At 66.7% G+C, this 14,201-nt stretch carries 13 protein-coding genes; 5 read left to right on the top strand and 8 right to left on the bottom strand.

Annotated features, from left to right (window positions below):
• The first annotated feature begins 43 nt into the window (after nt 1-43).
• Genes rnr through BLQ58_RS00590 form a run of 3 tightly spaced genes read left to right on the top strand, consistent with a single transcriptional unit; the run spans nt 44 to nt 4,193 of the window.
• Nucleotides 44-2,665, top strand: a complete 2,622-nt coding sequence (rnr, locus tag BLQ58_RS00600) for a ribonuclease R (protein WP_092594094.1) — start codon at nt 44-46, stop codon at nt 2,663-2,665.
• A gap of 45 nt (nt 2,666-2,710) precedes the next feature.
• A complete protein-coding gene (rlmB, locus tag BLQ58_RS00595; protein WP_092594522.1) occupies nt 2,711-3,448 on the top strand; it encodes a 23S rRNA (guanosine(2251)-2'-O)-methyltransferase RlmB in 738 nt (245 codons plus the stop codon).
• A gap of 1 nt (nt 3,449) precedes the next feature.
• The gene (locus BLQ58_RS00590; protein ID WP_092594093.1) at nt 3,450-4,193 is read left to right on the top strand and encodes an SIR2 family NAD-dependent protein deacylase; all 744 of its coding nucleotides are present in this window, start codon (nt 3,450-3,452) and stop codon (nt 4,191-4,193) included.
• A gap of 122 nt (nt 4,194-4,315) precedes the next feature.
• Here the strand turns inward: BLQ58_RS00590 and tal are convergent, their stop codons facing one another.
• Nucleotides 4,316-5,272 carry a transaldolase gene (gene tal / locus BLQ58_RS00585; RefSeq protein ID WP_092594092.1) on the bottom strand — a complete coding sequence of 319 codons (957 nt, stop codon included), beginning with the start codon at nt 5,270-5,272 and terminating at the stop codon, nt 4,316-4,318.
• Between the two features lie 196 nt (nt 5,273-5,468).
• Between tal and rpiA the strand changes: the two genes are divergently transcribed.
• Nucleotides 5,469-6,155: a ribose-5-phosphate isomerase RpiA gene (gene rpiA, locus BLQ58_RS00580; RefSeq protein WP_092594091.1), complete on the top strand. Its 687-nt coding sequence runs from the start codon at nt 5,469-5,471 to the stop codon at nt 6,153-6,155.
• An 18-nt stretch (nt 6,156-6,173) separates the two neighbouring features.
• On the opposite strand, the gene BLQ58_RS00575 is transcribed toward rpiA, so the two are convergent.
• Both BLQ58_RS00575 and BLQ58_RS00570 read right to left on the bottom strand, forming a co-directional pair.
• Nucleotides 6,174-6,839: a response regulator gene (locus BLQ58_RS00575; RefSeq protein ID WP_092594090.1), complete on the bottom strand. Its 666-nt coding sequence runs from the start codon at nt 6,837-6,839 to the stop codon at nt 6,174-6,176.
• Nucleotides 6,840-6,850: 11 nt separating this feature from the next.
• Nucleotides 6,851-8,950, bottom strand: a complete 2,100-nt coding sequence (locus BLQ58_RS00570; RefSeq protein ID WP_092594089.1) for a type IV pili methyl-accepting chemotaxis transducer N-terminal domain-containing protein — start codon at nt 8,948-8,950, stop codon at nt 6,851-6,853.
• A gap of 203 nt (nt 8,951-9,153) precedes the next feature.
• Here BLQ58_RS00570 and BLQ58_RS00565 point away from each other — a divergent pair, with 203 nt between their 5' ends.
• Nucleotides 9,154-10,473 (top strand): hypothetical protein, encoded by a 1,320-nt coding sequence (locus BLQ58_RS00565; protein ID WP_092594088.1) that lies wholly within the window; start codon nt 9,154-9,156, stop codon nt 10,471-10,473.
• Between the two features lie 38 nt (nt 10,474-10,511).
• On the opposite strand, the gene BLQ58_RS00560 is transcribed toward BLQ58_RS00565, so the two are convergent.
• The 5 genes from BLQ58_RS00560 to narJ are packed head-to-tail and all read right to left on the bottom strand — an operon-like array spanning nt 10,512 to nt 14,183.
• Nucleotides 10,512-11,690 (bottom strand): NAD(P)H-dependent flavin oxidoreductase, encoded by a 1,179-nt coding sequence (locus tag BLQ58_RS00560; RefSeq protein ID WP_092594087.1) that lies wholly within the window; start codon nt 11,688-11,690, stop codon nt 10,512-10,514.
• Nucleotides 11,687-12,064: a putative zinc-binding protein gene (locus BLQ58_RS00555; protein ID WP_092594086.1), complete on the bottom strand. Its 378-nt coding sequence runs from the start codon at nt 12,062-12,064 to the stop codon at nt 11,687-11,689. Before BLQ58_RS00555 ends, BLQ58_RS00560 begins: the two co-directional genes overlap by 4 nt.
• A 4-nt stretch (nt 12,065-12,068) precedes the next feature.
• A complete protein-coding gene (locus BLQ58_RS00550; protein WP_092594085.1) occupies nt 12,069-12,788 on the bottom strand; it encodes a carbonic anhydrase in 720 nt (239 codons plus the stop codon).
• A 9-nt stretch (nt 12,789-12,797) separates the two neighbouring features.
• Nucleotides 12,798-13,481 (bottom strand): respiratory nitrate reductase subunit gamma, encoded by a 684-nt coding sequence (gene narI / locus BLQ58_RS00545; protein ID WP_092594084.1) that lies wholly within the window; start codon nt 13,479-13,481, stop codon nt 12,798-12,800.
• Nucleotides 13,482-13,496: 15 nt separating this feature from the next.
• Nucleotides 13,497-14,183 carry a nitrate reductase molybdenum cofactor assembly chaperone gene (gene narJ, locus BLQ58_RS00540; protein WP_092594083.1) on the bottom strand — a complete coding sequence of 229 codons (687 nt, stop codon included), beginning with the start codon at nt 14,181-14,183 and terminating at the stop codon, nt 13,497-13,499.
• Nucleotides 14,184-14,201 lie beyond the last annotated feature (18 nt).

Raw genomic sequence — 14,201 nt, 5'->3', positions numbered from 1 at the left:
TTATAGCGACCGTCAAACGTTTGTCAAATAGTTTCGAGAAAAATTGAATCAGAACAACTATCCGATCCCCAGCCGGGAAGAGATCCTCGGCGTACTGAGAACTTCGGGGTCGCCCCTGTCGGCCGGCGATATCGCCAAGGCCCTGGCCGTCACGCGCAAGGAGCATGACGGCTTTCAGAAACGGCTTGCCGCGATGGAACGCGACGGTCAGATCGAACTGAACCGCAAGGGCCGCTACGAGCTGGCCCATCAACCGAATTTCGTTGTCGGCCGCGTGCAAGGCCATCGCGATGGCTTTGGCTTCCTGATCCGCGACGACGGCGAGGACGACATCTTCCTGCCCGAGCGCGAACTGCAGAAGGCCATGCACAACGACCGTGCCCAGGTGCGCGTGGTGGGCTACGACCGCCGCGGGCGTCCGGAAGGGCAGATCGTCGAGATCGTCGAACGCGCCAACCGCTTCGTGATCGGCCGCCTGCTGTCCGAAAACGGCGTGCTGGTGGTGGCGCCCGAAGACAAGCGCATCGGCCAGGACATCCTGATCCCGCCCAAGTCGCAAGGCAAGGCGCGCGTGGGCCAGGTGGTCAGCGTCGAGCTGATGGAGTGGCCGGACCGCTACGTGCAGCCGGTGGGCCGCGTGGTGGAAGTGCTGGGCGACATCGACGATCCTGGCATGGAAATCGAGATCGCCGTGCGCAAGTACGGCGTGCCGCACGAGTTCTCGGCGGCTGCCGCCAAGGAAGCGCAGGCGCTGCCTGACGAAGTGCGCCAGGCCGACCTGGACCATCGCATCGACCTGCGCGACGTGCCGCTGGTGACGATCGATGGCGAAGATGCGCGGGACTTCGACGATGCCGTCTACTGCGAGCCGGTCAAGATCGGCCGCGCCAAGGGCTGGCGCCTGATCGTGGCCATCGCCGACGTGTCGCACTACGTGCGCCCCGGCACGCCGCTGGACGCCGATGCGCTCGATCGCGCTACCTCGGTGTACTTCCCGCGCCGGGTGATCCCGATGCTGCCGGAGAAGCTGTCCAACGGCCTGTGCTCGCTGAATCCGAACGTCGACCGCCTGTGCATGGTCTGCGATGCCGTGATCACGGCCAAGGGCGAGCTCAAGGGCTACCAGTTCTATCCGGCCGTGATGCACTCGGCGGCGCGGCTGACCTATAACGAGGTCTGGGCCGTCCTGTCGAACACCAAGGGTCCGGAGGCACACAAGCGCGCCGAGCTGGTGCCACACCTGCAGAACCTGTACGAACTGTTCCAGGTCCTGCTCAAGGCGCGCCGCGAGCGGGGGGCCATCGACTTCGACACGACCGAGACGTATATCGTCTGCAATGCGCAGGGCAAGATCGAACAGATCCTGCCGCGCACCCGCAACGATGCGCACCGGCTGATCGAGGAATGCATGCTGACGGCCAACGTCTGCGCGGCCGACTTCCTCGAGCGCTTCAAGCACCCGGCGCTGTACCGGATCCACGCGGGCCCGAGCGAGGAAAAGCTCAAGAACCTGCGGGAATTCCTGAGGACGGCAGGGCTGTCGCTGGGCGGTGGCGACAAGCCGCAGGCTTCCGATTACGCCGAGGTGATGGACAAGATCAAGTCGCGCCCCGATGCGCCGATGCTGCAGACGATGTTGCTGCGCTCGATGCAGCAGGCCGTCTACAGCCCCGACAACATCGGCCACTTCGGTCTGGCCTACGAGGCCTACGCGCACTTCACGAGCCCGATCCGGCGCTATCCCGATCTGCTCGTGCATCGCTCGATCAAGGCCATCCTGGCCCATACCAAGTACCGGCCGGCCTTTATCCCGGGCACCGAACTGAACACGCAGATCTCGCCCAAGGCGCGCCGCATGCAGGCCGCCGACGCCGAGAAGCGTGCCGAGAACGCCGCGGCCCGCGTCAAGCGCGACGAGGGCATCTGGGACGAACTGGGCCTGCACTGCTCGGCCAATGAACGCCGTGCCGACGAGGCCTCGCGCGACGTGGAAGCCTGGCTGAAGTGCTATTTCATGCGCGACAAGCTCGGCAGCGATTTTGCCGGCACGATCAGCGCGGTCACGTCGTTCGGCATCTTTGTGCAACTCGACGAGCTCTACGTGGAAGGGCTGGTTCACGTCACCGAGCTGGGCAGCGACTACTTCCAGTACGACGAGGCCCGCAACGAACTGCGCGGCGAACGGACGGGCATCCGCTACCGGCTGACCGATCGCGTGCGGGTGCAGGTCTCGCGTGTGGACCTGGATGCGCGCAAGATCGATTTCCGCCTGGTGCAGGAGCCATCGGCCAAGACGCTGCGCGGACGTGCCGGCGCGACCGAGCAACCGCGCGTGCCTGCCGCCCATGCGGTGCCGGCGCGCAAGAAGGGCCGGCAACTGGCGGCCCTGCTCGGCGGCACCTCGAAGCCCGAGGAATCGTTCGACGAAACGCTCGACCGCGTGATCGAAGAGCAGCCTGTGTTCGAGGCCGTGATCACGCCGGTCAAGCCGCGTGAGGCAAATGTCGGACATGCGCCGCATTCGGGCCGCAAGGCGCCGACGGGCAAGCCCGCCAAGCGGGCGTCCAAGCCCAAGCCGCCGCACCTGCAAACGGCCAAGAAGTCCGCGGCCAAGCGGGCGCCGAAGCCGGCCGGCAAAACGAGCCGCGCGGCGCGCAAGCGGTAAGCAAATCGGCATTGTTGTGAGGCCATGGCGGGTACAATGCGCGCCATGGCCAAACACAAACTCCTGATCGGCTTTCACGCCGTCAACGCACGCCTGCGCCAGAACGCGCAGAGCGTTTCCGACATCTACATCGAAGCGAACCGCAAGGACCGCCGCATGCTGGACTTCGTCCGGCTGGCGGAAGGGCTTGGGGTGACGCTGCATCCGGTGGATGCCGACCGCCTGCGCGGCATGGCCGGCACCGACCGCCACCAGGGTGTGGTGGCGCGTGCCGAGGATGTCTCGCTCGCCCTCAATCTCGACGAATTGCTGGACGGCATCGAGGGCACGCCGTTGCTGCTGGTGCTGGACGGCGTGACCGATCCGCACAACCTTGGCGCGTGCCTGCGCGTGGCCGACGGGGCCGGCGCCCATGCGGTCATCGCGCCGAAGGACCGCAGCGTCGGCCTCAATACCACCGTGGCGAAGGTGGCCAGTGGCGCCGCCGAAACCATTCCCTATATCACCGTGACCAACCTGGCGCGCACGCTGCGCGAACTGCAGGAGCGCGGCATCTGGGTGATCGGCACGGCAGACGGCACGGACAAGTCGCTCTACGACATGGACCTGAAGGGTCCGACGGCAATCGTGATGGGTGCCGAAGGGGAGGGCATGCGCCGCCTTACGCGCGAAACCTGCGACGAGCTGGTGGCCATTCCGATGGCCGGCGGCGTGGAAAGCCTCAATGTTTCGGTCGCCAGCGGCGTGTGCCTGTACGAGGCCGTACGCCAGCGCCGGGGCTGACATGATCGTCGATGCCGCCGCGCTGGAGCAGGCACGCCAGTGGATCGACGCTGCGCAAAACATCTTCGTGCTGACCGGCGCGGGGATCTCGGCGGAATCCGGCGTGCCCACCTTCCGCGATGCCCTGACCGGGCTCTGGGCGCGCTTCGATCCCGAGGAACTGGCCACGGAGGAGGCCTTTCGGCGCCAGCCGGCGCTGGTGTGGCAGTGGTACGAGCACCGGCGCGAACTGGTGTCGGCCGCCCGGCCGAATCTCGCCCACTATGCGCTGGCGGCACTGGCCGGCCAGAAATCTCTGACGCTGGTCACGCAGAATATCGACGGCCTGCATCAGCAGGCCGGCAGTGAACACGTGGTGGAATTGCACGGCAACCTGTTCGCCAACAAATGGCTGGACGGCTGCGGCCGCTGCGACACGGTGCCCCCGGTGCCGGGCGAGCCGCCGCATTGCGCGCTGTGCGGGGCGATGATGCGCCCCGGCGTGGTGTGGTTTGGCGAGGATCTGCCGCGCGTGGCGCGCTTTCGCGCCGATCACGCGGCGCAGAACTGCGACCTCTGCCTGGTCGTCGGCACCTCGGGGCTGGTCTATCCGGCGGCCGCGCTGCCGGGTCTGGCGAAGGAGCACGGGGCTCGCGTGCTGATGGTCAATCCGCAACCGTCGGCCCTGGATGCCACGGCGGACCTGGTGCTGTCCGCTGCAGCAGGGCAGTGCCTGCCGATGCTGTGGCCTCAGGATACGGCCTGACCGCGCGACGGTTTTCTCGTCCGGCGTCCTTTTCATCCCTTTCCCGCCTGTCCCGCCTGTCCCGCCTGTCCCGCCTGTCCCGCCAACCAGGCGGGGCAGGTCAGTCACGAAGCCTGACGGGTTCAGCCCGCCAGTTCCGCTACCAGCTTTTCGAGCTTCACCGCGTCCGCGGCGAACAGGCGGATGCCTTCCGAAAGCTTCTCGGTGGCCATCGCATCCTCGTTCAGCTGCCAGCGGAATGCTGCCTCGTCGGCGGCGATGCGTGCGATGTTGCCGGCCTGGGCCTGCTCCACCGACAGCTTGCGCTCCACCGGCGCCTGGCTGCCCGCCAGCTGCTCCAGCAGTTCCGGGCTGATGGTCAGCAGGTCGGAGCCCGCCAATGCCAGGATCTGGCCCGTGCCGCGGAAGCTGGCACCCATCACCTCGGTGTCATAGCCGAACTTCTTGTAGTAGTCGTAGATCTGGCGCACCGAGCGCACGCCGGGGTCATTGTCGCCCGCGTTGGCGTCGGCGTCCCACTTGTCGCCCGCCTGCTTCTTGTACCAGTCCAGAATGCGCCCGACGAACGGCGAGATCAGTTGCGCGCCGGCTTCGGCGCAGGCCACGGCCTGTACCAGCGAGAACAGCAGCGTCATGTTGCAGCGGATGCCCTCGCGCTGCAGGACGGCGGCGGCCTGGATGCCTTCCCAGGTCGAGGCAATCTTGATCAGCACGCGCTCGCGGGCCACGCCGCGCTGCTCGTACAGCCCGATCAGGTGCCGCGCCTTGTCGACGGTGGCCTGCGTATCGAACGACAGGCGCGCGTCAACTTCCGTGGATACCCGGCCCGGCACGATGGCCAGGATCTCGCAGCCGAAGGCGATCAGCAACTGGTCCATGACGGCCTCGACGCCCGCGCTGCCGTGATGGTCGCGCGTGGCCTGCTCCAGCAGCGGCCGGTACTCGGGCTTCTGCACGGCCTTGAGGATCAGCGACGGGTTGGTGGTCGCGTCCTGCGGCGTGTACTGCTTCATCAGCTGGAAGTCGCCGGTATCGGCCACTACCGTGGTGAACTGCTTCAGTTGTTCGAGCGCGTTCATGATCTGGTTCCGTCTGAAAGAAGTCTGGGGCGGAGGTTCGCCGGGAATGGGCCATTGTAACGGCGCGGCGTGATGCGGCAAGGTGATGTGGCCGGCAGAGGCCGCGCGCGCAAGGACGGCACCGGGGCGGCAATCGCCGGGCGGGGGCTGCAATCCGCTACACTACGCCCTTCCCAACGCAATTCTGGCTGTTGTCATGACTCAGGATGAACTCAAGGCGCAGGTCGCGCAAGCCGCCGCAGACTATGTGAAGCAGGAAGTGCCCGAAGGTGCCGTTCTCGGCGTGGGCACGGGCTCCACCGCCAATCTTTTCATCGACGCCGTCGCGGCGTTCAAGGAACGCTTCAGCGGCGCCGTTTCCAGTTCGGAAGCGTCCACGCGCCGTCTGCAGCAGCATGGCTTCACCGTGCTGGACCTCAACGAGGTCGACACCATCCCCGTCTATGTTGACGGCGCCGACGAGATCGACGCCTCGGGCGCGATGATCAAGGGGGGGGGCGGCGCGCTGACGCGCGAGAAGATCGTGGCGTCGGTGGCCGAACGCTTCGTCTGCATCGCCGATGGCAGCAAGCTGGTGCCGGTCATGGGCACGTTCCCGCTGCCCGTCGAGGTGATCCCGATGGCACGCGCCGCAGTGGCCCGCCAGCTGGCCGCGCTCGGCGGGCAGCCGCGCCTGCGCATGACCAAGGAAGGCGGCATCTACAAGACCGACAACGGCAATGTGATTCTTGATGTGGCCGGCCTGAAGATCGAAGACCCGAAAGCCCTGGAACAGCGCATCAACCATCTGCCCGGCGTGGTGACGGTGGGCCTGTTCGCGCTGCGCGGCGCCAACGTGCTGCTGCTGGGCACCGAGCAGGGCGTCCAGCGCACCGACTACTAAGCCGGGGCGCCCCGGCGGTCAGCCCGTGAGCCCGTGCTCGACGGCGTAGACCGCCACCTGCACGCGGCTGGCGAGGTTGAGTTTCTTCAGGATGTTCTGCACGTGAATCTTCACGGTGCTTTCGGCCACGCCAAGCTCGCGCGCGATTTCCTTGTTGCTTTCGCCGCGCACCAGCCCCTGTACGATGTCGCGCTCGCGCACGGTCAGCGGGGCGCTCCGCTGGGTACCCTCATGGCCGCGTGCCGGGCCGGACGCCACGCCCGGTGCGCGAAACTGCTGCACCAGCTTCGCGGTCATGCTTTCCGAGATCACCGGTTCACCGGCCGCCGCCCGGCGGATGGCGCTGGTCAGGGCTTCCGTCTCGATGTTCTTGATCAGATAGCCGCGCGCGCCGCTGCGTAGGGCGGCTGCAAGCTCCTCGGCTTCTTCCGACACCGTCAGCACGATCACGGCGCTGTCGGGCAGATCTTCCACCAGCAGATGTAGGGCCTCCAGCCCGGACAGTCCGGGCATGTTCAGGTCCAGCAGGATCACGTCCGGCCGATGCTGCTTGGCACGCTTGATGCCCTCCACGCCGTCGGCGGCCTCGTCGACGATCTCGAAATCCGCTTGCCGCTGCAGCAGGGCGCGAATGCCCGAGCGGAACAGCGTATGGTCGTCGATCAACAGGATGCGGATGGTCATGATGATGGGCCTCAGGCCGGTGTGGTGGCCGGTATGGCGGCCGGTGTTGCGGCCGGTGTCGCGTCGTGCCGGTCGGCGGATGTGGCGGGGCGGCTGTCGGATGCAACGTCGCGCGGCAGGGTGAGTTCGATCCGTACGCCAAGCCCCGGGCGGGCGTCGATGGCAAGCTGCGCGCCAAGCCTGGCCGCGCGCTCGCGCATGATGTGCAGGCCGATGTGACTGGCGTCGTGCTCGTTCAGCCGGCCGGCGTCGAAGCCGTCGCCATCGTCCTGTACCACCAGCCGGAACAGCCGGTCGTGCCGGATCGAGATCGTCACGTGTTCGGCCATGGCATGCTTGCGCACGTTCGACAACGCTTCCTGCAGGATGAACAGCACTTGCAGCTGGTCTTCGGGCTGCAGCGGCAGGCCCTTGTCGTCGATGGTCAGCGTCGCTTCTGTGCGGCATTGGCGCCGGAAGCGCGCCACGGTTTCTTCCACGGCGGGGCGCAGGTCGCCGGTGGTCAGCCGCGACCGGAAGTTGTGCAGCAGCTCGCGCACGTCCTGGTAGCTCTCCTCCACACCGTGGCGCAGCAGCGGGATGATTTCCTGCACCTCGCCATCGGCATGCCGGTCCACGGCGTCTTCCAGCAGCTGCACCTGCAGATTCAGAAAGTTCAGCCCTTGCGCAATGCTGTCGTGCAGCCCCTGCGCCACGAGGTTCCGTTCCTCCACCACGGCCAGCTGGCGCGCGCTGGCCGACAGGCGGATGTGTTCCAGTGCGGTGGCCAGGTGCTGGGCCATCGTTTCCAGCAATTGCCGGTCCGATGGCGGCAGTTCGCGCGCCACCCGGAAGTGCAGCGTCAGCGTGCCGACCGGCCCACGCGGGGTGTCCAGCCGGAACGCAGCCATCGACAGGAAGCCTTCACGCCGGCAGGGCGAGGGCAGTGCCGGGGACTTCTGGGCAAGCGGCGGGGAAATGGCCCGGCGCAGGTCAGCCACCGTGACGATGCCGGCGTGCGTGGCATGCCCGCAGTGGCACGCATCAATATCCGCGCAGTGATCGTTGTCCGCCAACGTCATCGACAAGCCCGCCGATGCCAGCCGATGGAGCTTGCCCTGGCGGGCGTCGTACACGCGCACGGACCCACCATCGGCGCCGAACTGTTGCATCACGCGCTCCAGGAAGCCATGCGCCAGGGTTTCGGAATCGCCGGCCTGGTTCAGGAAGGCGGCCATGTCGTAGAGCGCCTCGAGATCGCGATTCTGGCGGGCCAGCTCCGCGGTCTTGCTGGTCACCCGCGCGGCCAGGTCATGGTAGAGATCCTGCAATTCGGCAGCCATTCGGTTGAAGCCCGAGGTCAGCGTGCCGAATTCGTCGCGGGTTTCCACCGGCAGGCGCAGCGAAAATTCGCGGGCGGCCATGCGGCGCAGGCCGTCCTGCAGCCGCAGCACGGGCAGGATGATCCAGAGGTAGAGCAGATAGATGACGGCCACGGTGCCCACGCCGGCCATGACGGCCAGCCCGACTTGCGACAGGCGCAGCATGTCGGTCTTGCGTGCGCTGTCGTTCTCGATCTGGCTGACCAGCCGATCGGCCCGATCGACAAATCCCGGCAGCGCCCGGACGTACTGGCTGGCATTGCCGGCCAGCGCCAGCGGCTTGAGCTGCTGCGACCAGTCGGCCAGCACGGCGTCGAGCTGGGCGTGAATGGCGGGTTCGTCGGGCAGGAACAGCGGGCGGGCCGGGTTGCCCTTGCGCAGTTGGGCCAGCGTGTTGTCGAGCGTGGTGATCTGTTCGGCCAGCGTGCTGGGTTTGCCCGATGCCGACAACGACAGCTCGATGGCGACGCGATTGGCGCGCATGCGCAGGCTGCCGGCGTCATTGATGGCGGCGCCCGCGCCTTCGAGCTTCCAGGACAGGTAGAGGGTGCCGGCGATCATCGTCAGCACGGCCAGCAGCGACACCAGCGATAGCAGGATGATGCGCGTGGACAACCGGTAGCGCGGGGGCGTCAGCCGGACGGTGTCCGGGACGTGGCCGGTTTCCGGCAACGGATGCGGCGCGGCGGCAGCCGTAGCCGAGGCTGCTGTGACGTGGTCTGAGGGCGTTGGAGTCGTGGGGCGTGGCATGGGATCGGGCTGGCACAAGGGGGCGGGCGCAACCTTGGTGGCGATTTTGGGCGTGATGGGGCGTGTGATTTCTGCGCCAGATCAAGAAATGTGCAATCCGGGCGCGGATTGTGGCGTGGACGCTAACGTGGTTGAACGACGTACGGCCGGAGGCGGACAATGTGCCGTTTTCGGTATCCCCGAATGAAAAAGGCAATCGGCCAGTGAAAGCGGCAAACCTCGACTACGCCCAGGCCCCACGGCCAGCCGTGGTGTTCGGCTGCCTGATGCCCGCGCCGTGGCTCGGTGCCGCCGGCGGTCTGCTGCTGGCCTTCGGGCCTGCCGATGGCCTGCCGCACCGCTTTGCGCCGATGGCGCTGGCATCGGTGCACGCGCTCGCACTTGCCATGCTTTTGCCCGTGATGCTTGGCGCACTGTTCCAAATGATGCCGGTGATTGCGCGGGTGCCGGTGCCGCGCGTGCGGTGGGTGGCACCATTTGTGGCGTTGGCGGGGGCGGGAATCGCCGTGGCGCTGGCAACGGGTTTCGTTCGTCTCGATACTGGGGGGGTTCGCTGGGCGATGATGCTTGGCCTGTTTCCGCTGCTTGTGGCGGTCATGCTGCTTCTCGCCGGACGCCGCGTGTCCCGCATGGACGCCACCACGCGCACGCTGGCCTGGATCGGGGCGCCATTGCTGGTGACCATCGCCGCCGGCATCGGACTGGCCGGCACGCTCGTCGGAGGATGGCTGCCGCCCTTATCGACGTGGATTTCCACGACGACGTTGCTGACATTGCACGTGGCATGGGGACTGGGAGGGTGGCTCTGTGCCCTGGTCACAGGGGTGTCGACCACCGTGCTGCCGATGTTCTGGCAGGCCCGTCCGCTACCCAACGTGCTGCAGCGCAGTTTGCCGATGGCGCACTGGCTTCTGCTGTTTGCGTTCAGCGTTGTCGCGGTTGCCTTTCCGCATCGCGCCTTCGCGTCGTTCGCACTGTTGCCGTGGCTCGGTTTCGTCGTGCTGCTGGGGGGCTGGATGCTGGCGACCGTGCTGCGCGCGCGCCGTCGCCATGATCCCCACTGGCTGCTCTGGCCTACGGCAATCGCCAGCATGGTGACGGCCGCGATCCTGACCGCCATCCAGTTGTTCCAGCCGGACGATACGTCGATGGCCCTGCCTTGGTGGATTGGCGTGCTGGCCCTGGTTGGCGGAGGCGTCCTGCCGGTAACGGCGATGCTCGGCAAGATCGTGCCGTTCCTGGTGTGGCTGCATCTGCGCCGTATCTTGCCGCCCCGCGCGCGCGTGCCGGTGATGCAGGACATCATTTCGCCCGTTCGCCAGCGACAGCAGGGCTTGCTGTTGCTGACCGCGTTCGTGGCGCTGCTGGCGCTTCCGCTGGCGCCAGCCTGGTTGGCGCGCGCGGGTGGCCTGCTGTTCGCGGGCTCCAACGCCTGGCTGGGCTATCAGTTGCTGACGGCGTTGCGCTGCATGTTCCGCATGCGCAAGCAGGGCGGCTTGCCGCCCCGCGTACCGCGAGATTGAATGAAAGAGAGGGAAGGAAAGGGAACGGCCGTTTGCCGTCAAGCCGCAGCAACGGCGACCGGCGCCGGCGCCAGCGCGGCGGGTTTTTCGCCGGTCAGCAGATAGTGCATCAGCTCGGCCACGGGCCGGATGGCTTCGCCAAATGGCAGCTTGCCCTTGCCACGGAAGAACAGGCCCCGTTCCACATCGCCGCGCACGGCTTGCGCAAGTTTCAGGTCGATGCAGAACTGGCCGATCTTGGCCACGCCATCCCGCAGTCCGCATGCCTGCAGGCAGTCGAAGCCCTCCAGGCAGGCTCGCGGCTTGGCGCGACGTTGCAGCCGGCTTTCGCTCGACAGATAGCGCGATAGCCATGGGGTCAGCACGGCGCGCGCCGGAAGCCCGGCCACGCTGGTGAATTCGCGCAGGGTTTCCGGCGTGGCGGTGGCCAGCACCTGCTTGAAGTCCGGATGGGCATCGCATTCGTCGGTCACGGCGAATGCGGTGCCCAGTTGCACGGCCGACGCGCCTTCGCCGAGCCAGTGGCGCACCTTCTCATGGGTATTGATGCCGCCAGCGAGGATCAGCGGAATGCTGTCCCAGGCCAGTCCCAGCGTCTGGAACAGTTCGCGGCATTCGGTCAGCACGCGGGCGAACGAAAATCGGTCGTTGCCAAGATCCTCGATGGTGGCGGCGCCAAGATGGCCGCCGGCGTGCGCCGGATGCTCGATCACGATCGCGTCGGGCAGACGGCCCTTTTTCATCCACCGGCGGAGCACCAGGCCAATGCCACGCGTTTCGGACAGGATCGGGATCAGGGCGACCTTCGGATGATCGGCCGCCAGTTCGGGCAGGTCGAGCGGCAGCACGGCGCCCATGACGATGGCGTCGGCGCCGCTCTCGCAGGCTTGCCGCACCAGCTGGGCGTGGGAGCCCACGGCTTTCATGACGTTTACGGCGATCAGCCCGCGGCCCGCCGACAGCGCACGCGCGGCCCGGATTTCACGATCGAGCGCCACACGGTTCGCCGCCTCGATTTTTTCCTTGTCATGTGTCCCGCGTGTCCGTGCCATCAGGTCCTCGTGATGGTGCCGCAGGTCGATGCTGGCAATGGTGCCGACGCCGTTGTTGGCGGCCACGGTGCCAGCCAGGCGATGAGCGGAGATGCCGATGCCCATGCCGCCCTGGACGAGCGGCAGCAGCCGCCGTCCAGCGAGTTTCAGCCAGTGTTCTGTCATGAGTCCATTCCGGATAGTGTTTTTTCAACGACGGCCCAGGTGGCCGCCTCTTCATCGTCGGTGCATGCGCCGTGCTGGCGCTTGGTGGCACCCAACCGGTTCAGGACCAGGTGACGGGTCGGCGTGACGCCCGCCGATGCCAGGCATGCCTTGACGCAGGCCAGCGGACAGCCATCGAGTGCCAGGATGGGCCGCCCGGATCTCGCCACGCGCATCAGCGCCGGGACGCCGCCGCCCACGCCGCTGATGCAGGACATCTCCGCCCGGCCGCTGCGGTCCAGGCGCACGGCAAACTGGTTGGCGAGCTGGGCGACACTGGAGCAGCCGGAGCAGGCGTAGACCAGTGGCAGGGCAGAAGAGGGCGACAGACTCATTGCATCAGGGGCGAACGGTAGTGACGGTGTGACGAACTTCGCATACGGGGGCGTCGGGCAGCGGGCAAACCAGTGGCAGGAAGCTGTCGGCGCGGTCCGAGTAAGCGAGCAGCGCGCCGGCGGCAATATCGAAATACCAGCCATGCAATGTCAGTTCGCCGCGCTCGCACGCGGCGCGCACGAACGGGAACGACTCGAGGTTGCGTAGCGACACCAGGATCGACGCCTGTTCACAGGCATGCTGACGTTGCTCAGCACTTGCGTCTGGCATGGTCTGCTCCACCAGCCGGCGGGCGGGTGCCGCAATGCGCACCCAGGGACCAATGAAATCCTGGCCGGCACGCGCCGGTGCCGTGTCGCCCTCAGCCTCGGGCCGCGCCAACAATGCGCGAATTCCGCCGCATCCGCTATGACCCATGACAATAATTCTGGCGACGCGCAGTTGCTCTACCGCAAATTGGATGGCCGCCGATACGCCGTGGAGCCGTCCAGTCTCCGTTTCGCTACACGGTGGCACCAGGTTTGCGACATTTCTGACAGTGAAGAGATCACCCGGATCGCTGCCGAGCAGCAGTCCGGGGTCCACGCGGGAATCGCTGCATCCAATCAGCAGGGTCTGAGGATGCTGTCCGGCGCGCAGCGCATCGAACAGCGCCGGCGCATCCTCGAAGTAATGCTGCTGGAAACGTTCGAACCCTTTCAGGAGGCGCTCGATCGTATGCATGGCGATGCCTTACCGGCTGCGCACCAGTTGCCAGGCGCGCCCGAGATAGCTCACCGATGCAAAGCCGCTCCATACATGCACCAGCCGGGTGAACGGGAAGATCGCGAACAGCGAAATCCCCATGAAGAGATGCGCCTTGAAAACCAGCGGTGCGTCGGCCACGTAGCTTGCGGCATCGCCACGCAGCGTGACGATGTGCTGGGCCCAGGTCATCAGCTGCACCATCATGTGGCCGTCCATGTGGCTGGCCGACGCAAAGATGGTGGACAGACCCAGCAGCAGCGTGACCAGCAGCCAGAGCAGCAGCACCTTGTCACCCGTACGGGTGACGGCCGACACGCGGGCGTTGGTCAGACGGCGGTGCAGCAGGATCAGCAGCCCGGCCAGGCACATGGTGCCCATCACGCCGCCGGCTGTCATGGCCACGGCCTGCTTGAGGCTATGCGACACGCCCAGCGCGTCCCACACCGCTACCGGCGTGAGCAGGCCGGCCATATGGCCGAAGAACAGGCCGAGGATGCCGACATGGAACAGGATGTTGCCCGTGCGCAGGTTGCCGCGGTACAGCACCTGCGAACTGTCCGATTTCCATGTGTACTGCTCGCGCTCGAAGCGCGCCAGGCTGCCGAACAGGAAGATGGCGGCGGCGACATACGGGTAGATCCCGAACAGGAATTGATGGACCAGATTCATGGTGAGGGTCCTCGGTTAGCAGGGGTTGATGGCTGACGGCATGCCGCGCGCGGCGGCCGCGGCGTCCCGCTTGTAGAAGTGCACCGTCTCGACGTCGGGCTTGCGGGCCAGCAACGGCTCCACGCCATCCGAGCCGGGGCCGAATGTCTCCATCGCCTCGTCCATGTCGCGCACGGGTAGTTCTTCCTGAGGCTGCGGCTGCACGTCCGTCAGCGTGCGCAGTGTCCGGAATACGGCGGCGTACGGGCTCTCGCTGCGGGCCAGGCGGTCCCCAATGGCGGCCAGCACGTGGATGGCGTCGCCCAGCAGCTGCTCGGCGCGCGCTTCCTTGCCGTCCATGGCCAGGGCGCCCAGGTATTCCAGGAACAGCGGCACATAGTCCGGCAGTTCGGCGGTGGTCAGGTCGAAGCCGTCGCGCCGGTATTCCTCCAGCAGGTCCACCATCGCCTGGCCGCGATCGCGGCTTTCGCCGTGCACATGCTCGAACAGGTGCAGCGAATGCGCCGGATTGCGGTCAAACGTGGCCACGTAGTTTTCCTGCAGTCGGATCAGCGGTTCCCGGCGCAGCGCCTCGGTCAACGGCGCAAGCATGTCGCGCGCCTGTGGCCATTCGGCCAGGGCGGTGTCGATATCGGCCATGGCGTCAATCAGCCCCTGGTCCGGATAGCTGAGCATGGCGCTCAGCACTCGATGGATAGTCATAGCGTTCTCCGGGTTCGG

The sequence above is a fragment of the Ralstonia sp. 25mfcol4.1 genome (assembly GCF_900104095.1).
In the GTDB taxonomy this organism is placed as follows: Bacteria; Pseudomonadota; Gammaproteobacteria; order Burkholderiales; family Burkholderiaceae; genus Cupriavidus.
Note: the sequence above shows the minus strand (reverse complement) of the source record. Positions and strands in the feature narration are given on the sequence as shown.